Origin of the sequence: Ensifer adhaerens (assembly GCF_002007205.1) — a bacterium.
Classification (GTDB): domain Bacteria; phylum Pseudomonadota; class Alphaproteobacteria; order Rhizobiales; family Rhizobiaceae; genus Ensifer; species Ensifer adhaerens_D.
Map to the genome: position 1 here is coordinate 986,730 of NZ_LAZS01000012.1, position 21,866 is coordinate 1,008,595.

At 60.5% G+C, this 21,866-nt stretch carries 18 protein-coding genes and 1 pseudogene; 16 read left to right on the forward strand and 3 right to left on the reverse strand.

Annotated elements, in window-relative coordinates:
- Positions 1 to 12: 12 nt before the first annotated feature.
- A complete protein-coding gene (locus XB14_RS29445) occupies positions 13 to 1,404 on the reverse strand; it encodes a nucleobase:cation symporter-2 family protein (protein ID WP_077967352.1) in 1,392 nt (463 codons plus the stop codon).
- Positions 1,405 to 1,568: 164 nt separating this feature from the next.
- On the opposite strand from XB14_RS29445, the gene XB14_RS29450 reads away from it, so the two are divergent.
- The 12 genes from XB14_RS29450 (at position 1,569) to XB14_RS29510 (ending at position 16,100) form a co-directional block, all read left to right on the forward strand.
- On the forward strand, positions 1,569 to 2,465 hold the full coding sequence (locus XB14_RS29450; RefSeq protein WP_077967354.1) for a LysR family transcriptional regulator: 897 nt from the start codon (positions 1,569 to 1,571) through the stop codon (positions 2,463 to 2,465).
- A gap of 188 nt (positions 2,466 to 2,653) precedes the next feature.
- Positions 2,654 to 3,442, forward strand: a complete 789-nt coding sequence (locus tag XB14_RS29460; protein WP_077967359.1) for an aldolase — start codon at positions 2,654 to 2,656, stop codon at positions 3,440 to 3,442.
- Positions 3,443 to 3,663: 221 nt separating this feature from the next.
- Positions 3,664 to 4,959, forward strand: a complete 1,296-nt coding sequence (locus XB14_RS29465; RefSeq protein WP_077967361.1) for an amidohydrolase family protein — start codon at positions 3,664 to 3,666, stop codon at positions 4,957 to 4,959.
- A gap of 53 nt (positions 4,960 to 5,012) precedes the next feature.
- Entirely contained in the window at positions 5,013 to 6,002 is a 990-nt protein-coding gene (locus XB14_RS29470; protein WP_077967362.1) for a BMP family protein, read from the forward strand.
- 70 nt (positions 6,003 to 6,072) lie between these two features.
- The gene (locus XB14_RS29475; protein ID WP_077967366.1) at positions 6,073 to 7,167 is read left to right on the forward strand and encodes an ABC transporter permease; all 1,095 of its coding nucleotides are present in this window, start codon (positions 6,073 to 6,075) and stop codon (positions 7,165 to 7,167) included.
- Positions 7,168 to 7,246: 79 nt separating this feature from the next.
- On the forward strand, positions 7,247 to 8,179 hold the full coding sequence (locus tag XB14_RS29480) for an ABC transporter permease (RefSeq protein WP_077967367.1): 933 nt from the start codon (positions 7,247 to 7,249) through the stop codon (positions 8,177 to 8,179).
- A gap of 5 nt (positions 8,180 to 8,184) precedes the next feature.
- Positions 8,185 to 9,717: an ABC transporter ATP-binding protein gene (locus XB14_RS29485; RefSeq protein WP_077967851.1), complete on the forward strand. Its 1,533-nt coding sequence runs from the start codon at positions 8,185 to 8,187 to the stop codon at positions 9,715 to 9,717.
- Between the two features lie 57 nt (positions 9,718 to 9,774).
- Entirely contained in the window at positions 9,775 to 10,677 is a 903-nt protein-coding gene (locus XB14_RS29490; RefSeq protein WP_077967369.1) for a LysR family transcriptional regulator, read from the forward strand.
- A 757-nt stretch (positions 10,678 to 11,434) separates the two neighbouring features.
- Positions 11,435 to 13,297: an adenylate/guanylate cyclase domain-containing protein gene (locus XB14_RS29495; protein WP_077967371.1), complete on the forward strand. Its 1,863-nt coding sequence runs from the start codon at positions 11,435 to 11,437 to the stop codon at positions 13,295 to 13,297.
- Between the two features lie 263 nt (positions 13,298 to 13,560).
- Positions 13,561 to 14,016, forward strand: coding sequence for a ProQ/FINO family protein (locus tag XB14_RS29500; protein WP_234804176.1), 456 nt, complete (start codon positions 13,561 to 13,563; stop codon positions 14,014 to 14,016).
- Between the two features lie 467 nt (positions 14,017 to 14,483).
- Positions 14,484 to 15,401: an aldo/keto reductase gene (locus XB14_RS29505; protein WP_077967382.1), complete on the forward strand. Its 918-nt coding sequence runs from the start codon at positions 14,484 to 14,486 to the stop codon at positions 15,399 to 15,401.
- Between the two features lie 33 nt (positions 15,402 to 15,434).
- Positions 15,435 to 16,100, forward strand: a complete 666-nt coding sequence (locus XB14_RS29510; protein ID WP_077967384.1) for a DUF6064 family protein — start codon at positions 15,435 to 15,437, stop codon at positions 16,098 to 16,100.
- Positions 16,101 to 16,158: 58 nt separating this feature from the next.
- Here the strand turns inward: XB14_RS29510 and XB14_RS29515 are convergent, their stop codons facing one another.
- A complete protein-coding gene (locus XB14_RS29515; RefSeq protein ID WP_077967386.1) occupies positions 16,159 to 17,049 on the reverse strand; it encodes a LysR family transcriptional regulator in 891 nt (296 codons plus the stop codon).
- Positions 17,050 to 17,178: 129 nt separating this feature from the next.
- On the opposite strand from XB14_RS29515, the gene XB14_RS29520 reads away from it, so the two are divergent.
- The 4 genes and pseudogenes from XB14_RS29520 to XB14_RS33695 all read left to right on the forward strand — a co-directional run bounded on the left by XB14_RS29520 (position 17,179) and on the right by XB14_RS33695 (position 20,480).
- Positions 17,179 to 17,439, forward strand: coding sequence for a helix-turn-helix domain-containing protein (locus tag XB14_RS29520; RefSeq protein ID WP_077967387.1), 261 nt, complete (start codon positions 17,179 to 17,181; stop codon positions 17,437 to 17,439).
- Between the two features lie 250 nt (positions 17,440 to 17,689).
- The gene (locus XB14_RS29525; protein ID WP_077967389.1) at positions 17,690 to 18,931 is read left to right on the forward strand and encodes an adenylate/guanylate cyclase domain-containing protein; all 1,242 of its coding nucleotides are present in this window, start codon (positions 17,690 to 17,692) and stop codon (positions 18,929 to 18,931) included.
- A gap of 260 nt (positions 18,932 to 19,191) precedes the next feature.
- The gene (locus XB14_RS33690; RefSeq protein ID WP_234804177.1) at positions 19,192 to 19,659 is read left to right on the forward strand and encodes a DUF1016 N-terminal domain-containing protein; all 468 of its coding nucleotides are present in this window, start codon (positions 19,192 to 19,194) and stop codon (positions 19,657 to 19,659) included.
- 205 nt (positions 19,660 to 19,864) lie between these two features.
- Positions 19,865 to 20,480: pseudogene (locus XB14_RS33695) on the forward strand (PDDEXK nuclease domain-containing protein).
- Positions 20,481 to 20,612: 132 nt separating this feature from the next.
- On the opposite strand, the gene XB14_RS29535 reads toward XB14_RS33695, so the two are convergent.
- Positions 20,613 to 21,707: a helix-turn-helix transcriptional regulator gene (locus tag XB14_RS29535; RefSeq protein WP_077967390.1), complete on the reverse strand. Its 1,095-nt coding sequence runs from the start codon at positions 21,705 to 21,707 to the stop codon at positions 20,613 to 20,615.
- Positions 21,708 to 21,866 lie beyond the last annotated feature (159 nt).

The following is a 21,866-nucleotide window of genomic DNA, read 5'->3' on the forward strand; positions in this document are numbered from 1 at the left end:
TAATGGTGTTCTCTAGGCAGGGTCGGCAGCCGGCGCGCCGTCCGCGAGTTCGGCCTCCTCCGGCTCATTCGCCGGAACGCCGTTGAAGAGAATGTTGAGCAGTGCCGCCGCAAAGGTGCCGACGAGCACGCCGCTGTGCAGGAACTTCTCGATCGCCGCCGGCAACTGATCGAAGATGTTTTCGGCAACGACCGGCACCATGGCGAGGCCGACGCTGACGGCGACGATGTAGAGGTTGCGGCGATTGGCCACGAAATCCACCTTCGACAGGATCTTCACCCCCGTCGCCGACACCATGCCGAACATCACGATTGCCGCACCGCCGACGACATAGCTCGGGATCGATGCGCTGACGAAGGCAACCTTCGGCAGCGAGCCGAGCAGGATCAGGATGGCGCCGCCGGCTGCCACCACGAAGCGGCTGAGCACTCCGGTGATCTGCAGCAGTCCGACGTTCTGCGCATAGGTCGTATAGGTGAAGGTGTTGAGCAGGCCGCCGATGATGTTACCGACACCGTCGGTTCTCAAACCCCGGGTCAGTTCTGCCTCGGTGATCTTGCGTCCGGCCATGTCGCCGACAGCCAGGAACTGGCCGGTCGATTCGATCATCATGACCGTCATGACCGCACAGAGCGACAGGATCGACCAGAACTCGAAGATCGGCCATCCGAAGGCGAGCGGGTGAATGATGCGCACCCAATCGGCTTGCGCCACGCCGTGGAAATCCACCTTGCCGGCAGCGATCGCGACCACGAAGCCGATCCCGATCCCGATCAGCACCGCAAGATTGGCCATGAAGCCCTTGAGAACGCGGGTGAGAAGCAGGATCGACATGAGCACTATGGCAGCCACGGCGAGCGCGAACGGCGCGCCGTAGGCCGGGTTCGGGATCATGCCGTCCGGACCCTTGATCATCGGCTGGCCGCCTGCCGCCCAGTTTACCCCGACGCGCATCAGCGAAAGGCCGATCACCAGCATCACCGTGCCGGTGACAACAGGCGGGAAGAACCGTACCCAGCGGCCGAAGAACGGCGCGACCAGGATCGTGAACACCCCGGAGCCGATGACCGCGCCGATGACGCCCGGCATGCCGAGATCGGGATTGGTACCCGTCGCGATAATCGAGGGTACGGCGGTGAACGAAATCCCCATCATGATCGGCAGGCGAATGCCGATGTTCCAGATGCCGAGCGCCTGGATGAGGGTGACGATGCCACAACAGAAGAGATCCGCGCTGACGAGCATCGCGATCTGTTCCTTGGGCAATTGAAGTGCGCTGCCGACGATGAGCGGCACGGCGACCGCTCCGGCATACATGACGAGAACATGCTGTAGGCCAAGGGCCATCAAACTCGGGATTGGGTAGGTTTTTTCGACAGGATCAGTCGTATCGGGGTTATGCATTCGCTTTCCTCCCAGCGAACAGCTTCCGGCGCGGTGGGAGGGCAACTTCGGCCTCATGATCTGGTCACCGCACGCCGTACAGGGCGGATCATGCGGCTGGCCAAATCAGTAAACAACCGGCATAATCATATTTATTCATATAGTAATTGAATGAATGGACCGGCATGGACATCACGCTAAAACAGCTTCGAGCCTTCGTCACCGTAGCCAATCTGGGGCAGTTCACCCTGGCCGCCGACAGGCTCGGCTCCTCGCAGTCGGCGGTGAGCACGCTGGTTCGGCAGCTGGAGCAGAATTTGAAGCTGCGTCTCTTCGACAGGCATACGCGTCTACTGCGGCTTACGCAGGCGGGCATGGACATCTTGCCGGTTGCCGCACGTGCCGTCGCCGACATCGACGGCATGGTGGAAAGCTCGCGCGAATTGAACGCACTGAGACGTGGAAAGGTTTCGATTGCAGCGGGCACCGTGCAGGCGGCATTGATGCTGCCGCAACTCGTCAACGCTTTCACCCGGCTCTACCCCGATATCACCGTCGCGCTCCATGACGTGGCGGAGATCGCCGTGCTGGAACAAGTGACCAACAGCTCGGTCGACCTTGGCATCGGAACCGTACCGGAGGACGATACCGAGTTGATGGGCACCCGGCTGACAACCGACGAATTCCTTATCGTCCTTCACCCGGACGACCCGCTGGTCAGGCTGCGTGAAATTCGTTGGACCGACCTGGTCGACCGCAAGCTGATCGGTCCGCAGCGCGGCAATCCGATAAGGGACCGCCTCGAAAGCGAGCTGGCGCGCAACGGTATCGTGCTGCCCTTCGACAAAGCGATGCAGGAGGTGGCCTTGCCGCTGACGATTATCGGCATGGTCGAAGGCGGGCTCGGCGTCGCGATCATGACATCGGCGGTCACACGGCTTGCGACGTCCATGGGCCTCGTCGTGCGAACGCCGACCGAACCGCATATCAAGCGCGAAGTCAGCCTGATCCAGAAACGCACGCGCTCCCTCTCTCCGGCCGCCCGGCGGTTTCGCGACTTCCTGCTGAAATCCGTGCACTAGACGTTTCCATGGAAAGACGTCTTGCATGCAGACGCGACCTTGCACTGTTTGACCACGCGCAATTTCCGGCGTTATCTGGGCGCGCTGCTGGACCGCGGAACGGCGGGCAGGCAGGGCGCAGCCTTCGCTGCGCGCGGCGGGCTTTCGGCCGGCCGCCGCTCCCAGCTCAAGCCAAACCAGGAGCACTCATGGCCCATTCCCTGAAGAGCAGCACCGAGACGGCACGGGCAAACCGGCCCGACCTTTCCACCGACGCCATTCGCAGCACCAGGGAAGATCTGGCGGCCTGCTTCCGCATGGCGGCACGCAACGGCTTCGAAGAGGGTATCTGCAACCATTTCTCGGCTGTCGTGCCCGGCCATGACGATCTCTTCATTGTCAATCCCTATGGCTATGCCTTTCGCGAACTGACGGCATCAAAGCTGCTGGTTTGCGATTTTGCCGGCACCGTCATCGACGGTGACGGTGAGCCGGAGGCGACCGCCTTCTACATCCATGCCGAAATCCACCGCCGGCTGCCGCGCGCCAAGGTCGCCTTCCATACGCACATGCCCTGTGCGACCGCCTTGTCCATGACCGAGGGCGCCCCCTTGATCTGGGCCGGCCAGACGGCGCTGAAATTCTACGGTCGCACCGCTGTCGACGAAAACTATAACGGCCTTGCGCTCGACCATCGGGAAGGCGCCCGCATTGCGGCAGCAGCAGGCGACGCCGATATCGTTTTCCTGAAACACCACGGCGTGCTGGTCCTGGCGCCGACGGTCGCCGAAGCCTGGGACGATCTCTACTATCTGGAACGGGCGGCCGAAGTGCAGGTGCTTGCGATGTCCACCGGTCGGGAAGTCCTGCCGGTCGCCCCGGAGATCGCCGAGGCCGCTTACCGGCAGATGCGTGAAGGCGATCCTCAGTCGGCACGGGCCCATCTTGCCGCCATCCGCCGGCAACTCGACGCTGAAGAACCGCAATACAGGCACTGAATGCGAACCGGGCCGATGCCGAAAGCCAATCGCATCGGCCCGTGCCAGATATCGCTCAACCAGTTGATCAGGCGTCTCTTTCCCTGACGTTGGCCATGCTCGAACGGTGCCCTGTGATCGGCAATTAATACGATCCATTTATCAAACAATTGAAATAATGAATTTGTTTGAATTAAAAGCACGTGCTTAGTCTTTCACCATAACAACAAGGTGGGGACGACATGGTACGTGAAAATCCAGCTGCGTTGCTAGCAAGACTGATCCCCGGTCAGTCCTTTGCTCTCACGGGCGGAACCGTGATCCACGACGATGGCTCGCAGTCGGCAAGCGACATTATCGTCGGCACCGACGGGCGTATCACCGTCGTCGAGCCCTTTCTCGACACCGGTTCCTGCGGCGCCTGCATCGACATTTCCGGCATGCTCGTTTCGCCGGGTTTCGTCGACGCGCACCAGCATCTCGACAAGACGGGAGTGCTGCGGTTTACGCCAAATCCCTCCGGCACGCTCCAGGGCGCCCGCGAAGCCTTTGCGAAATACGCCCGCACCGCCGGCCCCGACGACATTCACAAGCGCGCGACGCGCACGATCGGGCGATGTCTTTCGCGCGGCACCACCGCGATCCGCAGCCACATCAACGTCGACAAGGATGCCGGTTTCCATGGCATCGAGACGCTGGCCGCCATTCGCGATGCCGAAAAGCACCACATCACGCTTCAGCTCGTCGCCTTCATGACGCCGCATCCGGGCCAGGACTTCGAGTGGCTCGGCAACAACATCGACGGCGCCGTTGCGCTCGCCGATGCCGTCGGCGGAACGCCCGCCGTTTCCGAGGACCCGCCGCGCTACCTCGACATCCTGTTTTCCGCCGCCGTGAAATCCGGCAAGCCGGTCGACCTGCATCTCGACGAACACCTCAATGCCGGCGTGCATCTCATCGATGCCGCACTCGATCGCGTCGAGCGGTTCGGCATGCAGGGGCGCACAGTCTTCAGCCACGTCTCGGTGTTGAGCGCCTTGCCGCGCCGGGAATTCCAGCGGATAGCCGAGCGCCTGGACAAACTGAATGTCGGCGTGGTGACGCTGCCGGCCGCAAATCTCTATCTACAGGGCCGCGATTACGAGATGCTGCCGCCGCGCGGGTTGACGCGTGTCGCCGAACTCCATCGCGCCGGCATCACCATCGCCACCGCCTCGGACAATATTCAGGATCCGTTCGTTCCGACCGGCTCGGGCGACATGCTGGAAATCGCCCGCTGGACACTGCTTGCAGGCCATCTGCGCGGGGACGAGCTCTCAGCCGCGCATAGCATGATCACGACGGCCCCTGCCCGACTGATGGGGCTTGGCAAGGACTACGGTTTCAGACCCGGCGCGCGCGCCGACTTCGTCATTACCGACTGCATCGATTCCGACACGCTGATTGCCGGCGGGCCGGATCGGGCTTTCGTCCTTTCGAACGGGCGCCTGGTCTCGCAGAGCACTACTCAAAATATCCGCCTGAAGGAGGACGCATAAAGGGAACGACTGCTCCGGGGGGATTGGGACTTCAATCTAATGGGAGGAATGAAATGATCACTGAAATTTCGCGTCGTTTGCTGCTTGCGTCCACGCTCGGAATGGCCCTTGCCGGAACCCTCTGGCTCGACCATGCGCGGGCCGAAGACTTCAAGATGGGCCTGCTGGTGCCCGGCAGCGTTTCCGAAGAAGGATGGAACCGGATTGGCTACAACGCGCTGAAAGGCGTTGAGGAACAACTTGGCGCCAAGATCAGCTATGTCGAGCTGCAGCAGAACCCGGCCTCCTTCGAAAAGGCCTTTCGAGATTATGCGAGCCAGGGCTACAAGGTCATCCTTGGCCACGGCTTTGAGTTCCAGGACGCCGCACGGGACGTCGCGATCGACTATCCGGACACCTATTTCCTGGTTTCGTCGAGCGCGATCCACGAAGGCAACGTCATCGGACTCAACACCGATACCAGCCAGCCCTTCTACCTGATGGGCGTGATCGCTGCGAAAATGGGCGGCAAGGCCGGCCTTGTCGGCGGCATGGAAATCCCGCCGATCCAGCAGGCTTTCACCGGCTTCAAGAACGGTGCCAAGAGCGTCAATCCGAATTTCCCGATCAGCGAAGCCTATATCGGCAACTTCACCGATACGACGGCCGCCAAGGAAGCGGCGCTCAGCATGATCTCGCAAGGTGCTGATTTTGTCGTGCCGAACGCTTCGGGCGCAACCGTCGGCGGCTACCAGGCGATTGCCGAATCCGGCCCGGACGTACGCTCCTTCTCGATCTTCAGCGATTTCACCGAGGTAGCACCCAACAACATCCTCGGGCTTTACGTCGCCGACTACGCTCAAGGCGTGGTCGAAGTGGTTCGCTCGATCAAGGAAGGCCACCCACCGACGGAGAATGTCGTTTTCGGCCTGAAGGATCCAAAGGTCATCTCGTTTTCCTTCCGCGACGACGGCCCGGTCTCCGTGCCGGAGGATATCCGCGCCGAGGTGAAGGCGATCAGCGCCAAGATCGCCGCCGGCGAGATCAAGACCGGCGCAGAATAGCTGCCTCGGCGCTGCGGCAGGAAATCCGGCCGCAGCCCTTCCCGCGTCACACCAATTTCCGGACACACCCATGGCTGAGATAAACCAGGGAGTGCGTGAGACCGTGAATTCTCAAGCAGCCCAAGCTTTCTACAGGACACTCTCGCAGGCTGCGATCAGCGCCCTGACACCCATCGCGGCGGTTCTCGTCGCCCTCGCCTTCGGCGCCCTCCTGCTCTGGCTCAACGGCTTCAACGGCAGCGACGTCGTCACTGTCATGGTCTTCGGCTCGTTTCAGGACATGCGTTCGGTCGGAGAAATTCTCCTGAAGGCGACACCGCTGATCCTGATAGGCGCAGGTCTCTGCGTCGCCTTCCGCTGTTCGATCTGGAACATCGGCGCCGAAGGTCAGCTGTATGTCGGCGCGATAGCCGCAACTCTTGTCGGCACCAGCATCGACGGCCTTTCGGTCTGGGTGCACGCGCCGCTCGTGATGCTGGCAGGAGCACTGGCGGGCGCTGCCTGGGCCGGCATAGCCGGCTACCTGAAGGTGCGTTTCCAGGCGAGCGAGATCGTCACCACGATCATGCTCAACTACATCGCCCTCATTTTGACGAGCTATCTCGTCACCGGTCCGATGCGCGATGCGAGTGCTGCCTATCCGCAATCGGCAAGGCTGGTGCGCGAAGCCTGGACGCCACGCCTGGTGACCGACCTCAGGCTTCACATCGGCATCCTCGTCGCGGTGGTTCTGGCGGTTGGGCTCTACATTTTCCTGCGAAGAAGCAGCCGCGGCTTTGCGCTGCGCGTCGTCGGCCTCAACCCGCACGCCGCCCGCTATGCCGGCATGAATGTCGCCCGAAACGTGATGATCGCGATGTGCATCAGCGGCGCGATGGCAGGCCTTGCCGGCGCCTTCGAAGTCGCGGGCGTCACCCGTCGGCTCTACCAGAACATTTCGCCGGGTTATGGCTTCGAGGGCATCGCGGTGGCGCTCTTGGCCGGCAACAATCCCTTGGCGGCAATCCTGTCCGGCGGGCTTTTTGCGACGCTTCGCTCCGGCTCGGAAGTCCTCCAGATCACCTCACAGGTCCCGCAGGTCTTGGTGCTGGTCATTCAGGGCATCGTCATCCTCTCGGTCGTCGCCTTCGCCAAGCTGCGCGACATCCTCAGGACTGTGGCTTGAAAGCATGGAAACTCCCGCGGGGCCGTAGACCACCCGCGGGAAAACAAAACTTTGGCGCCATCCCTGGAGGGTCGAACCCATGGACGACATGATTTCTCTCACCTTTCTCGCAGCGCTCGCCAGCGCTGCCTGGAGGCTTGCCACCCCCCTGATATTCGCCTCGATCGGCGAGGTCTTTTCCGAGCGCGCCGGCGTGCTCAACATCGGGCTCGAAGGCACCATGCTCGTCGGCGCCTTCTGCGGCTTCGCCGCGGCCGCGGCCACCGGCAACATTCCGCTCGGACTTTTGGCCGGCGTTGCCGGCGGCATGCTGTTTGGGCTGGTCTTCGCCTTCTTTACGATCACCATCAAGGCGGACCAGATCGTGGTCGGCGCGGCCCTCAACCTGCTCGGCATGGGCCTGACGGCCTTCCTCTTCCGCACCTATTACGTTTCGACCGGCAAGGGCATCGAGATCGCCCAGCCGGTCCACATACCCTGGCTGAGCGACCTGCCCTTTCTCGGCGAGGCGTTCTTCCGCCAGAACCTCATCGTCTATTCGACCGTGCTGGTCGCCATCCTCGCCGCCCTTGTACTCTATCGCACCTCCTTCGGCCTGACGCTGCGCGCCGTCGGCGAGCACCCGAAGGCCGTCGACGTCGCCGGTCGCAGCGTCGTTGGCTACCGCTATGCCGCCGTGCTGGTCGGCACCGGGCTTGCCGGGCTCGGAGGCGCGTTCCTGACGCTCGGCCATTCCAACCAGTTCGTCGAAGGCATCACCTCCGGTCGCGGCTTCATCGCCCTTGCCGTCGTAGTCTTTGCGCGCTGGTCGCCGATCGGGGCTTTCTTCGTCTCGCTGCTATTCGGCCTCTTCTACGCCCTTCAGCTCATGCTCCAGGCGCAGGCGTCCATCGTCGTGCCCTACCAGGTCCTGCAGGCGCTTCCCTACATCATGACGATCGTCACGCTGGTCGCCTTGCGCGGCAAGGGTGCCGCACCCAGCAAGCTTGGCCAGCCCTACGAGATGAGGTGATCGACATGTCGACAAAACCGTTCCTGCGCATCGACAACATCCGTAAACGCTTCGGTCCCATCATCGCCAGCGACGGGGTTTCGCTCGAGATCGAGGAAGGCGAGATCCATTCGCTGCTCGGCGAAAACGGCGCCGGCAAGAGCGTACTGATGAGCATGATATGCGGCATGGTCCGGCCGGATGAGGGCGATATCGTCTACAAGGGGCAATCGGTGCGCTTTACAAGCCCGCGCGACGCGATCCGAGAGCGCATCGGCATGGTGCACCAGCACTTCATGCTGGTTCCGAACCTGACCGTGGCGGAAAACTACATCCTCGGCCAGGGTTCCGCGCTCAGTGTCATTTCCAACATGACCACGGTCCACCGAAAGATCCGCGCGCTTTCCGAGCGCTACGCCCTGGATGTGCGTCCCGAGGCAATCGTTGAAGACCTCTCGGTCGGCGAGCAGCAGCGGGTGGAAATCCTGAAGGTGCTGTTCCACGGTATCGACCTGCTCATCCTCGATGAGCCGACCGCCGTTCTCACCCCGCAAGAGACCGACCGTCTCCTTTCGCTGATGGGCGATCTCGTGAAGGACGGGAAGACCGTCGTCTTCATTTCGCACAAGCTGGACGAGGTCATGCGGGTCAGCAATCGCATCAGCGTCATGCGTGACGGACGCGTCGTCAATACGGTCAAGGTCGGGGAGACGAATGCGCGGGAGCTCGCGCGCATGATGGTCGGTCGTGACGTTCGCATGGAGCTGCCGCGCAGCCCCAAGCCTCCAGGTCGTATCGTGCTTTCGGTGGAAAACCTCACCTGCCGGGCCGAAACCGGTCTTCCGGCCGTGCGCGGCGTGAGCCTCGATGTGCGCGCCGGCGAAATCGTCGGCATCGCCGGCGTTTCCGGCAACGGCCAGACGGAACTCTCGCTCGCGCTTTCCGGCCTGCTGCCGGTCGATTCCGGGCGCGTCATTCTCAACGGAAACGACATAACCGGGCACGACCCCGCTAAGATCAATGCCAGGCGCTTTTCCCACATTCCGGAAGACCGCCACAAACACGGCATCGTCTTACCGCTGTCGCTGAGCGAAAACACCATTCTCCAGCGCTACAACCAAAAGCCGTTCGCGACGGGTGGCATGCTCAACCGCCGGGTCATTGGCGAGCACACCCGCGACCTGATCAAGCGGTTTCGCGTGAGGAGCCGGGACGAGAACCAGCCGATCGCAGCACTTTCAGGCGGCAACCAGCAAAAGCTCGTCGTCGCGCGAGAGCTGGCCCGCGATCCCGATTTCATCCTCGTCAATCAGCTTGCGCGCGGCATCGATATCGGCGCGATGGAATTCGTGATGGAGGAGATGCTGCGCCAGCGCGACAGCGGCCGCGCCATACTGCTGATCTCCACGGAACTCGAGGAACTGTTTGCGATCTGCGACCGCATCCTCGTCATGTTCCACGGCGAGATCCTTGGCGAATTGCCGCCGGACCGCGCCCGTCTCGACGAACTCGGCCTGCTGATGGCCGGCAACAAGGATCAACCGGCACTTGCGGGGTAGACAAGCCGAGGTCTGGCAGGCTTTGATGGGAGCGAGATAACGGGAGGCCGCGCGTCCATGAACATAACCCTGCGGCAACTCAGGGCCTTCATCGCAGTGGCGGAACTCGGACAGTTCAACATCGCCGCGCGCCACCTCCATCTCACTCAGTCTGCGGTCAGCATCCTCATCCGGGATCTGGAACAGGAGATGGGCGTGCGTCTGTTCGACCGGCACACGCGCATGGTCTCCCTTACCCTGGTCGGCCAGGAATTCCTGCCCCAGGCGCGAAAGATCATGAAGGACCTCGAGCTTGCCGTTGGCGACGTGCGCGACAACGCTTCCCTGAAGCGCGGCCAAGTGACTATCGCCGCGGCGATCGTGCTTGCCGCAACGGTCGTGCCGCCGATCATCGCCAGGTTCCTTAACAAGTATCCGGAGATCTCCGTCAACATTCGCGACATGCCCGAAGAGCAGATAACCCCGGCGCTCAAGCGCCACGAGGTCGATATCGCCGTCGGCACCCTTTCGGAGGAAGACCCCGAAATTGCCGCAACCCCGCTGCTGCGCGACAAGCTGATGCTCGTCTGCCGCGAGGATCACCGGTTTGGCGAGCGCAAATCCGTCCGCTGGGCCGAGCTCAAGGACGAGACCCTCATCACGCTTGCCGCCTCCAATCCACTACGCAACATCGTCGAACACAACCTCATCCGCGTCGTCCCGAACTACCGGCCAAAGTACGAAGTGCGTTTTTCGACGACCGCCATCAGCATGATCGCCGCGGGGATGGGCGTCGCTGTTTTGCCGGAAAACTCCGGACAACTCGCCTCTGCCGTTGGAGTGACCACGATCGATCTCATTGATCCGACAGTGATGCGAGACGTCTCCCTATTGCAGAGGCGCCACCACAGCCTTTCCCCGGCCGCTGAGCATCTGAAAGCCGCCTTCGTCGCGAGCGCTGCAAAGCGGACGAAGCTTTGAAGATCGGCGGCCACCGAATCTCCAGACAGATTATGCCGGGATCGACCGCAGGCGCGGAGGCGTGCGCGTTTGGACCAATCACTGGCTGGGGAGAATTCAACACGCGCCCTTTTTTCCACAATCCTAGGAAGTCAATTGGATGGCTCGCGCCGCCGGTCAAGCCCACAATCCCTGGCATTGGTCGTAATGCAGCGCAGTCGATGCTCATTGGATTCCTCCCGTCTAGCAGTGGTTCCGATGGAAGGACAAACTTTGGGCCCGGCCGTCGGTTCCGTGAGGCACGTCTCTCTTCGTGAGTTTCGGAGCGTATTCAGCAGCAAAAGGCCGCCTGCGTACTTCGCGCCATCCTCCCCAGCGTCTGGACCTGCGCGAGGTTGTCCTCGTGATCGCCTGTTTGACAGGCGACAGACGAGGCGGTCGCCGCTGACAGCGAAAACGACGGCCTTGCACGCGGGCCACGGGGCAGCCAGGCATCGCTCAAAAATGAAAGTCGAAAGATAGAATGTGCCGCATGCACGGATGCGACGGCCGCTAGCCCTCGGTCAACGGAATCGTTCTAGTTCGCGCGTGGATTAGACATCGCGGGGCAGGGAAACTGGAGGCTTCGCTCTCAGGCAACAAAAACGCGAGTTTGAAGGCAGACCAGTAGAACAACCTCCTGTCGCGAAAGTCCCTGAGATCTTATTAGTTAGACGTGAAACACACGGCAGAGTCAGGTACAATCTTCTGCGGAGAATTTATGTTCGGGGATTAAGACATGGAGCGCAGATTATCTGCAATCCTGGCCGCCGACGTAGTCGGATACTCCGCACTCATGGAGCAAGACGAAGCCGCAACCTTTGAGCGGCTTCGAACGCGACGAACTGAGCTCTTTGAGCCCGAGATTGCCGGGCATCATGGCCGCGTCTTCAAACTCATGGGTGATGGGCTGCTCGCGGAGTTTGGAAGCGTTGTCGACGCCGTCGAGTGTGCAGTCGCTCTCCAACGCGGAATGGCCGCGCGAAATGCTGCCGTCCCCCTGGAGGAGAGGTTTGACGTGCGGATCGGCATCAATATCGGAGAAGTAATTGTCGACGGCGAGGATCGATACGGCGAAGGTGTGAACATCGCTGCCAGACTGGAGCAACTCGCGCCTGTCGGAGGGATCTGTGTTTCAGGAAAAGTAGCGAAGGAGGTCGAGAAAAAGCTCGCGTTTGGCTTCGACTCCGCAGGGCGGCAGAAGGTCAAGAACATCGAAGAACCTATCGAAGTCTATCACGTGCGCCTCGACGCCCCGCCGCGCCGGCGCAGCCTGCACAAGCGCGGGCCCGGATGGCTCAGGTGGATATTTGGAGTTCCGGCAGCGGTCGGGGCGGCCGTGCTGGCCATATGGGTCGTTTCGTATGGTCCGCAATCGATTTCCTCTGGTGGAACCTCCGCAATCCCGTCTGTTGCCGTACTTCCCTTCAAGGATCTGAGCGCCGACAACAGTCTGGCGTACTTGGGAGAAGGCCTGGCGAACGACGTCATCGCCATCCTGTCGCGCTTTTCTGACATTGCGGTCGTATCGCGAACATCGTCCTTCGCGTACCAAGGCAAGGAAGGCGATATCCGACAGATGGGCAAAGAGCTGGGCGTCGGCTATGTCGTCGAAGGCAGTGTGCGAAAGGAAGGCAACAGGGTTCGCATCATCGCGCAATTGGTCAACGCCAACACGGGCGACCATGTCTGGGCAGACCGCTTCGACAAGGCAGGCTCCGATCCATGGGCGCTCCAAGACGAATTAACCGGAAAGATCGTGGGGGCGATGACGGGTGAATTTGGAGCCATTCGCAAAGCCGATTACACTCAGGCTTGGGGCAAGGACGGTACCAACCTCGCTGAGTACGACTATTACCTGCGCGCGGAAAGCCAGTTAAATCTGTTCACGAAGGAAGGCATCGAGCGATCAGGTGAGATCTGTCGGCAAGGTTTGCAGGAATTTCCAGGCTCGCCGCTTCTGACCGTGGAACTGGGATGGACTCACTGGTTAAACGTTGCGCTGCTGTACAGTGCTGAGCCGCAGATTGACCTGCTGGAAGCGGGGCGACTGGTCAATCAGGTCCTGGCAGACAAAAACCTGAGCCCGCAGGTCACGAGGCTGGCGAACTGGCTCAATGCTTGGCTACTCACACTCAAACGGGATCATGATGGCGCTGTCGCTGCAATGAACAGGGCGCTCGCCGCAGCACCCTACAACGCGTTCACCCTTACTGACGCCGGAAGCATCCTCCTCCAAGCCGGTCAAACAGAAAAGGCGCTCGAGTTGACCGACGCTGCGGCCGCGCGGGACCCCGGCTTGTCCTGGTTCGTCAACTATGTGCGCGGTTTCATCTACATCGTGATGGGCAAAAACGAAGAAGCTGTGGAGGCGTTGAAGTCCACCGAGTTTGCCGACGCTCCGTTGCAACTTGCCATCGCCTATGTGCGTCTCGGACGCGATGCGGAGGCCAGAGCTGCGGTCGTGAAGATGCTGAAGACAGTGCCTACCGCGACGATAGAGTCCTGGCGACAGACTTGGAACTTCCGCGATCCCTCGGTCCTCGAAAGGGGCGCCGCGGACCTTGGCCGTGCCGGGCTTCCAAGTGGCTTGCCCAGATAGCCACCAGCAACACCTTCGACGAGATCCTGCGGCTGACGACCCAAAAATGTTTCTGCTAAGGCAAGAACAGTTGCCGGCCGCCGTCTCCAAGATCCGCTACTTCGACGACAACGAACTCGCCGGTTTGTTGGCGCGGGCGCCTTGGCGTTGCTTGCAGGACTTGCGTTCTGGCGCACACGCCATAGATGCTCTGGAACCGAAATGATAGCGTGGGGTCATGATGTCGAGGATATTTCGTGACCGCTGGACATCCTGGATTGGCAATGGCTCAGAAACAAGCGATGTTCAAATCACCCCCAGAGGAGGCCGGCCCGGTTCTGGCGCGGGAACGCGAGGTCGCCAAAACTGCGGCGATCAACGCCATTCTTATCCGGCCTATTGCTATTCTCCCCGCCAAGCTCGGCGATCCGATCCGGCCGTTCGCGCGCGGGCTCTGGAACGACGTCCGCCCCCTCCTCAAACCGGAGATCAGCGTGACTGCTCTGCGGAAGGCCATGGCGACCTACGTGCACTCGCGGAGCTATCAGATCGCGGTCGCACGAACCGGTTCCCTGCGCCATGACATCAATGGCGAGCCGGTCGAATCGGTCTCGGATGCCGACCGTCTGGCTGCGCAGAAGGCGTACGAGGGCTTCAAGGAACGCGATGGATCCAGCAAACCAGAATCGGCATCGCCAGCCCAACTGTCAAAGACCGAGGCGATCCGCACGCTCTTTTGAGGCGGACGGAAATCTCGCGTTAGACAGATAGAGTAGCTTCTCGCAGCTGCTGGGCGACGAAGACCGCCGGCATTGAGAACCGTTTCAACACGAATATGAATGGGTCGAGCCCGATCGGTTCACAGCTCTCGTCGCGTGGGCGCGACTCTTCGACCATGATCATGCAGCCCTATCGCCTACATCGAACATAGCGACGCGACCCGTAACATTCGGCAGTAATCTGTTTGTTGAAATCTGCCTCACACGCCGCTGGGGACGGATGCTGTCCCGAGCACTGCCGCGAGTACGTTGGCCAGGCGGCGCCCCGCGCTGCCATCCTCATCAAGGCGCGGGTTGTAGATGGTAATCTCTAGACGAGCCCTTGATGATAAGATTGAGCGCCTGCTTCCGATCACGACTTCGTGGTTTCAGCGCCATTGCAAGCGAGCTCATTATCCGCCCTGCAAAGACATTAGGAAGGGCGACCGATGGCGATCACCCGGCGCACGGCCGTTCAGGGGCTTGGCATCGGCGCATTGCTGCCGCTTGCGCCGCGACTGGCCCTTGGCCAGCCGGCCGGCATCCTGACGAGGCCGATTCCGGCAAGCGGAGAGTTATTGCCGGTGATCGGCCTCGGCACCTGGATCACCTTCAATGTCGGCGACGATCCGGTGCTCATGGACGAGTGTGCCGCAGTGATCGCCGCCTTCTTCGATGGCGGCGGCCGCATGATCGATTCCTCGCCGATGTACAGTTCCTCCCAACCAACAATCGGTTACGGTCTGCGCAAGCTCGGCCATCCGAAGCGCCTGTTTTCCGCCGAGAAGGTCTGGATATCGCACCCGGAACAGGGAGGCGCGCAAATCGAGGCATCGCGCGGCTACTGGGGCGTCGACAAGTTCGATCTCGTGCAGGTCCACAATCTCGTCTCCTGGGAAAAACACCTGCCGGCTCTCATCGAAATGAAAGCGGCGGGACGGCTACGTTATGTCGGCATCACGACATCGGAGGGACGAAGGCACCGCGAGATCGAGAGCATCATGGCCAGCCAGCCCATCGATTTTGTCCAGCTCACCTACAACATTCTCGACCGTGAGCCCGAACAGCGCATCCTGCCCTTGGCCCGGGAAAAAGGTATCGCCGTTATCGTCAATCGCCCGTTCAGACAGGGTGACCTGGTCCGGCAATTCGAGGACGGGCCGCTGCCGGACTGGCGCGCCGAGACGGGCGCCCGCAACTGGGCTCAGTTCCTGCTGAAGTTCATCATCTCCCATCCGGCGGTCACCTGCGCCATTCCCGCGACCACCAGGGTTGACCACGTGCGCGAGAACCTTGAGGCCGCAAGCGGCACCCTGCCGGACGAAAAGATGCGCCGGCGCATGATCGACTATGTGGAAGCGCTGTGATCGGCCGCTCGGCTCCAGAGGGGAACTTGGCTGATGTCCGAATGGGGAACCTACACGCTCTCCGACTTGGTGATGTTCTCGCCGCGCGTCTATTTCCGCCTCGTAGAGCGCTACAACCAGCAATTCTGGCCGTTGCAGCTTGTCTGGATCGCCGGCGCAATTCTTATCCTCGCACCGGCAGCGACCGGCGTGCCGCGCGCCCGCGTCGCGGCCTTTCCGCTGCTTGCTGCGGCCTGGTTGTTCTGCGCGTGGCAGTTCTTCTGGGAACGTTACACCGCGATCCATTGGGGCATGTCCTATGCGGCAGGTGCTTTCCTACTGCAGGCCGGATTACTGGCTCTATCGCCAGCCCCAGCACGGCAGACGGATGGGCCCGCAAGCCGGTTGCGGCACCGTGGCGGCATCTGCCTCATGCTTTTCGGTTTGCTCGCCTATCCTTGCCTCGCCTGGCCGGCGGGGCGCTCCCTCGCCTCGGCCGAGATATTCGCGATGATGCCGGATCCCACGGCAACGACGACGCTCGGCACCGTATTGGCAGTGGCAGCCTCCGGAAAGCGGGGTTGGGTACTTCTGCCGATCCCCCTGCTCTGGTGCGCCTTCAGCGGCCTGACTCTCCTTGCACTGGAGGACCCCGGCGCCTGGGCGTCATTAGCCGTCATCGTCGCCACATTCGTACTTCTGCTGGCCGACCGGCGCTGACGACCTTTGGCAACGCCGCGGAAGGGCCATCAGGCTTCCATCCAGCGCTTATATTCCCTCATCTGCCTGGCCGCACCAGTGACCGGGCAATGTCGATGATATCGTCCCGTGATGCGGTCGGATCCTCCTTATTCCAGGCAACTCCAAGCCCGATCTTGAGATCGACGCCGCGCACGGGTTTGAGTTCGAAGCCACGGTTCGGCAGATCCTTCGTCCATTCCGGCGCAAAACCGATCCCGAGACCGGCTGAGACAAGCGACACCAGCGAGAAGGTGTCGTCACAGCTGTAGGCGATGTTGCCGGTCAGCCCATGGGTTTCGAACATCTCGGAGAAGTACCGCTCCGAATACGAGAGGTTCTGACGGGAAAAGGCGATGATCTTCTCTCCCCTCAGATCCTCGATGTCGATCTCGCTTCGAAGGGCAAGCGAGCTCGTCCTTTCAACCGCCAGCAGATAGCGTTCATGCGCGATCGAGAAGAAGCGCAAGGATCCGATGTTTTCGACCGGGCGGATGAAGCCGAGATTGATCTGGCCGTTCTCCAGTCCGCGGATGATGTCTGAGGTCGAGCCGCTTCTGACATGCAGCGCCACATCCGGAAACTTCCGGCCGATTCGGGCGAGAAACCCTGGCAGCACACCGGTGGTCGCCGGATAAACCGTCCCGATCTTGATCGTGCGCGCCGCCTTCCCTGCAGCCGACCGGGCCACGTCCATCGACAGCCCGACATCACCAATGATGCGCACTGCTCGATCGTAGAACACCTCCCCTGCCCGCGTCAGCTCGACCCGCCGCGTCGACCGCTCCAGCAGCCGAACACCCAACTCCTTCTCCAGCGCCTGGATGTGCGCACTCAGCGCCGGCTGCGCGATACACATCCGAGCCGCCGCCCGATTGAAGTGCAGCTCCTCGGCCACCGCAACGAAGAATGAGAGTTGGCGCAGTTCCATGTTGGCTCTCCAGGCAGCACGACACGTCGCTTTCGGCAACGATAGATGCCGCTGCAGAATAAGCGCTCCTCAGAAATATGTTGAATATATTCTATGGATTAACGCCACGCAAGGTGGTGGCGATGCCTTATGGACACCCGCGCGCGCATAGGCTGGAATCTTCGGCGAATTCGGACTTCGAAGAAGATTACGCAGGAGAATTTGGCTGTCGATGCGAATGTGGATCGGACGGCGATCAGTGGCATAGAGCGTAGCGAATACAACCCATCCGTTGACCTTCTGGATCGCTTGGTCGATGCACTCGGGATCGACATCTCGGAGCTATTTGTAATACCAGCGGAATCGGCCCTGCCGCCAGATCCGTTGAAGGCCGGCAGAAAACCGAAATAGCCTCTACTCGAACGGACAAGAGATCCGATCGATACATTATGCGATTATTTTGGCTCGAAAAGTGAACATCACAGCAACAAGGCTTGCAGGGCCCTAGGAAGCACAGTTCTGTCCGGCCCGTAAGCGCGTCGACGCTTAGGTCTGCAAACGACAACATTGCGCCCCCATCTCGGCGTAGAGATAAATTTGGCCTCGGCCCAGCAGCGCAATTCGGCTTCTTACCTGCGGGCGATGCAGCTATGATCGGGTCATGGATACCCGTGATTGCAACAAGATCGCCGCGTGGTTGGCTGAGGCCGGCCTGCTGGGGATTCGAGACGAGGCCTCGTTGACGCAGGCATTCTGCGAACGATGCGTCGAGGCTGGACTGCCGCTCGGCAAAGTCTTCGTGATGATCGACACGCTACATCCGATGTATGAGGCGCGCGCGTATTTTTGGGACGAGGGGCCCGAAAACCCTTTCCGCGAAGAAGAGTATGTCGGCAGTCGTGATCCGGAAGGTACGGCGCAGTGGTCGCGTAGCCCCTTCCTGCAGATGCTGCGCCGGCGCGAGACCTCGCTGCGCTGCCGGCTGGAGCACGGCGAAACCCACGGCTATTCGGCGATCCAGGAATTGTGCGACGCTGGTCAAACTGACTATCTGGCTTTCGTCTACCGTACGCGGCAGGCAGTCCGCGTCGAAGATGTCGATGCATTCTATGCGCGTTTCACCACGGCTCGGCCGGGGGGATTCAGCGACGTTGATGTGGCTTGCCTGGCGCAACTTACGCCGCACCTCGGCCTCGCCATCAGGTCCGCTGCGCAAACCCGGCTGACGAAGACGCTCGCCGAAGCCTATCTCGGCCGCGATGCCGGCCGGCGTGTGCTCAGCGGCGCGATTCGACATGATGCTGTGAGGCGTATCCGGGCCGTGCTCTGGTATTCGGACATCACCGGCTACACCCATCTCTCCGAGTCCGTGCAGGCCGATCAGTTGATCCCTCTGATCAACGACTATGCAGAGGCGGTGATTGGGGCGGTCAAGTCGGCCGGCGGTGATGTCTTGAAGCTGATCGGAGACGGCGTGCTGGCGATGTTTACGAGTTCCCGGCCGGAACATGCGTGCCGAGCGGCCATTGACGCGGAGCACGATCTACGGCTGCGGCTCGGCCAGCTTGCACGCCGCCGCAAAACAGAGGGCCTGCCTGTCGCCGACATCCATCTCGGTCTACATGCGGGCGATGTGTTCTACGGCAACATCGGCACACCCGACCGGCTCGATTTCACTGTTGTTGGCCAGGCAGTCAACGAAGTAAGCCGCATCAGCGATATGTGCCATTCCACAGGGCGAAACATGCTCTGCTCCTCGGAATTCGCCGACCTCCTGCGGGGGGAGGAACGAGACAAGCTCGTTTCCGTCGGGCGATTTGCGTTGAAAGGCGTTGGAAAAGCCAAAGAATTGTTCACGCTCGATCCAAGCCTTGCAGCCGCGGGTACGACACGAAAAAAATGACGACCTCTCGCCGACGGGCATCTGTGGCGAGGCCTTGATGGGTCAAGACCTGTCACTGCGTCTTGCAGCCCGCGACTCGCGGCGAGCCTTGAACGTCCGCTTGATAAGCGCCGAGACCAAAAGCTGACTGTCCGCTGACGGCCCCAATTAAGACGCTCGCCCTTATCCATCGCCTTGAAGAGAGTCGAACCGTAGGCCCGTGCCTGCAGCCCGGCATGAAGGATGGAGCTTTGCAACCCGGGGCTGTTAAAGACTCACGCATGACTACACCCACCTCTTCCTATGACGGCGACCGTTACGCCACGCTCCTTTCCGAGCTTAAGGAGCGAATCCGATCAGCGCGCCTCAAGGCAGCTGTTGCTGTTAACCGAGAACTCATTCTGCTCTACTGGTGCATCGGCCGCGAGATCTTAGCGCGCCAAAACCTCGAGGGATGGGGTACGCGAGTCATCGATCGGCTCGCGGTGGATCTTCGGCGCGATTTCCCTGAAATGACGGGACTTTCGCCACGAAACCTCAAATATATGCGCGCCTTTGCTGAGGCGTTCCCCGACGAGCAAATCGTGCAACAGCTTGTTGCACAATTGCCCTGGGGCCATAACGTCAAACTCGTCGAAGCCCTGAAAAGCGATGAAGAGAAGCTGTGGTATGCGCGCCAAGCCGTGGAACATGGCTGGAGCCGCAACGTTCTCGTGCATCAGATCGAAAGCGGTCTCTACCAGCGGTAAGGAAAGGCGCTGACGAATTTTGGTCGGACATTGCCAGCCCCTCAGTCAGACTTGGCGCAGGAGTTGATCAAAGACCCCTACAGCTTCGATTTCCTCGCTCTCGCGGAGCGCGAACTTGAGCAAGGCCTCATCGAGCACCTACGCTCTTTGATCTTGGAAGCTCGGGAAAGGCTTTGCATTCGTCGGCAGCCAACATCATCTCGAGGTGGGCGGACAGGACTATTATTTGGACCTCCTGTTCTATCATCTGCGGCTGCGCTGTTTCGTTGTCGTCGAGCTCAAGATTGAAGCCGGAGTTCGCCGGAAAGATGAACTTCTATCTTTCTGCGGTTGATGACCAACTGCGAAACGAGTCGGATGCTCCCAGCATCGGGATCATCCTGTGCAAGGGCAAGAATGAGATAATCGTCGAGTACGCTCTTCGGGATTCGGCAAAGCCGATGGGCGTTGCGGAGTACAGGTTGTCCGCCGCCCTTCCCCAACCGTTGCAAACAGAGCTACCGACCGAAGCGGAGCTTGCCCGCGAGTTCCCGTTGATGTCGCTGGTGAAGCTCCGCATCGAAATTGAGCGTGAGATCCGACTGTTGATGGCCAACCAGACCGACAGCGAGCGACCAACGGCTCTTGGCGCCATGCTGGTCGAACTCCAGCGCCTCGGGCTAGCATCACAATCGGCAGACCAATTGCAAGACGCCCTTTACGCGATGAATAGAGCTGCGCACGGTCTGGACGTCGCTCCCGCGGACGCATCGCAAGCGACCCGGGTAGCAGCCTCCTTCCTCGCCGAGCTTCAGATTATCCGCAACGGCCAATCTTCGTGATTGGCAAGGCCCGGCTGACGAGCAGTTCCAGCCGATACATTATGCGATCCTAAACGCACAAAGCCGGAAAAAACAATGCACAAGCTTCCTTTAGCCTCGCCCGCTTCGTGGCTCGCACAGTGGGGTAAACACCTATTGGATCAGCCTGCTGATCAGGGCGATCAGCTCCGTCTGACGCCGCACACCGGTTTTGGCAAAGATCGACCGTAGATGGGTCCTCGCCGTTTCATAGCTAATAGACCTAGCTGCCGCCGATTGTTGCAATGAAAGTCCGCCGGCCAGGTTCATAGTCAGTAAAGTCTCCGCCTGCGTCAAGCCAAGGACCTGGGCGAGCAACACAGGATCTGTTCTGGAGCGGGGGTTGAGATCTTCGATAAGGCAAACCCCGACCGAATGACTGAAAACGTCCGGAAGATTTCCGCCAAGCCGTTGGATCCTGAGGAGCAGCGGTCTTTGTTGCTCTCTTTCGATCAGGATGCGCTGGTTATCCGCGGGCTGCAGCCAGCCGGTACCCAGCACTGCATGCATTCGCTTACGAATCCTCGCTGTTTGCTCGCCATTCCTGCCGCGGAGTTCATTTTGGACGATAGTGAGGTGACCTCTCATGCTCCGGAATGCTTCAGTATTAACCGCTGTCACCTTGCCATGTCTGTTGAAAAAGACAGCGCCAATCACCGCCTTTTCGAATGCTTCGACCATGCCTTCGACCTTGGATGCCGACATGTTTTTCATGATTGTTGCCGAAACCATCAATCGGTCCCGCATTAATCTGAAAACATTCTCATGCTCCGTGCCAAAAGGGTCGTCATCCATCCTTCGGTGCAGGACGAAGCATGTGAGATCGTCCCCATTGTTGAAGCCGACGATACAAGTCCGCCCTAGGCCGAACTTGGATTGGGCGCGATAATATTCCTCAGTCTCGAATTGCGTTCGTGAGGTGTAATGCTGCTCCAAAACCGTTCCACGGGTTGCCAGGATAGGAAATCCCCGAGTCCGCCATTCCCTCTTGTCCCAGCCCCCATCAAAGTAGCCCTCGAGAGCCGGCTTCAGACTTTCAGTAGAAATGAGGCCGCCTGGGAATCTTCCCTTGACGGGCACGATATTGACCCCGAAAGCACTAGTCGCATCTGCCACGTGCTGCAGGATGCCCGGCCAAATAGCAGGGTTGAATGCGGCCTCAAGGGTCCGGTCCAACGCTCGATCAAGCTTATCTAAATCAATCAGCATGAGAAAACGGTCGAAAATCCGAGTGCTTTTGAGTACAATCTATACAAGAAATAAAGAATGAAAAGCGCAACAGAAAGTTCTGAATGTCGGCCTTCATCTGCCTCCCAAATCGACGCAATTCGGCATGCGGCTCTCAATCGCAGCCGCTTTCGTACCGCT

Bases quoted from the DNA above. Each gene is read 5' to 3' on its own strand.
- XB14_RS29485 (WP_077967851.1), top strand. From the start codon at position 8,185: ATGTCGACAAAACCGTTCCTGCGCATCGACAACATCCGTAAACGCTTC.
- XB14_RS29480 (WP_077967367.1), top strand. From the start codon at position 7,247: ATGGACGACATGATTTCTCTCACCTTTCTCGCAGCGCTCGCCAGCGCT.
- XB14_RS29515 (WP_077967386.1), bottom strand. From the start codon at position 17,049: ATGGAACTGCGCCAACTCTCATTCTTCGTTGCGGTGGCCGAGGAGCTG.
- XB14_RS29490 (WP_077967369.1), top strand. From the start codon at position 9,775: ATGAACATAACCCTGCGGCAACTCAGGGCCTTCATCGCAGTGGCGGAA.
- XB14_RS29450 (WP_077967354.1), top strand. From the start codon at position 1,569: ATGGACATCACGCTAAAACAGCTTCGAGCCTTCGTCACCGTAGCCAAT.
- XB14_RS29445 (WP_077967352.1), bottom strand. From the start codon at position 1,404: ATGCATAACCCCGATACGACTGATCCTGTCGAAAAAACCTACCCAATC.
- XB14_RS29495 (WP_077967371.1), top strand. From the start codon at position 11,435: ATGGAGCGCAGATTATCTGCAATCCTGGCCGCCGACGTAGTCGGATAC.
- XB14_RS29525 (WP_077967389.1), top strand. From the start codon at position 17,690: ATGGATACCCGTGATTGCAACAAGATCGCCGCGTGGTTGGCTGAGGCC.
- XB14_RS29520 (WP_077967387.1), top strand. From the start codon at position 17,179: ATGGACACCCGCGCGCGCATAGGCTGGAATCTTCGGCGAATTCGGACT.
- XB14_RS33690 (WP_234804177.1), top strand. From the start codon at position 19,192: ATGACTACACCCACCTCTTCCTATGACGGCGACCGTTACGCCACGCTC.
- XB14_RS29500 (WP_234804176.1), top strand. From the start codon at position 13,561: ATGGCTCAGAAACAAGCGATGTTCAAATCACCCCCAGAGGAGGCCGGC.
- XB14_RS29465 (WP_077967361.1), top strand. From the start codon at position 3,664: ATGGTACGTGAAAATCCAGCTGCGTTGCTAGCAAGACTGATCCCCGGT.
- XB14_RS29460 (WP_077967359.1), top strand. From the start codon at position 2,654: ATGGCCCATTCCCTGAAGAGCAGCACCGAGACGGCACGGGCAAACCGG.
- XB14_RS29505 (WP_077967382.1), top strand. From the start codon at position 14,484: ATGGCGATCACCCGGCGCACGGCCGTTCAGGGGCTTGGCATCGGCGCA.
- XB14_RS29470 (WP_077967362.1), top strand. From the start codon at position 5,013: ATGATCACTGAAATTTCGCGTCGTTTGCTGCTTGCGTCCACGCTCGGA.
- XB14_RS29475 (WP_077967366.1), top strand. From the start codon at position 6,073: ATGGCTGAGATAAACCAGGGAGTGCGTGAGACCGTGAATTCTCAAGCA.
- XB14_RS29510 (WP_077967384.1), top strand. From the start codon at position 15,435: ATGTCCGAATGGGGAACCTACACGCTCTCCGACTTGGTGATGTTCTCG.
- XB14_RS29535 (WP_077967390.1), bottom strand. From the start codon at position 21,707: ATGCTGATTGATTTAGATAAGCTTGATCGAGCGTTGGACCGGACCCTT.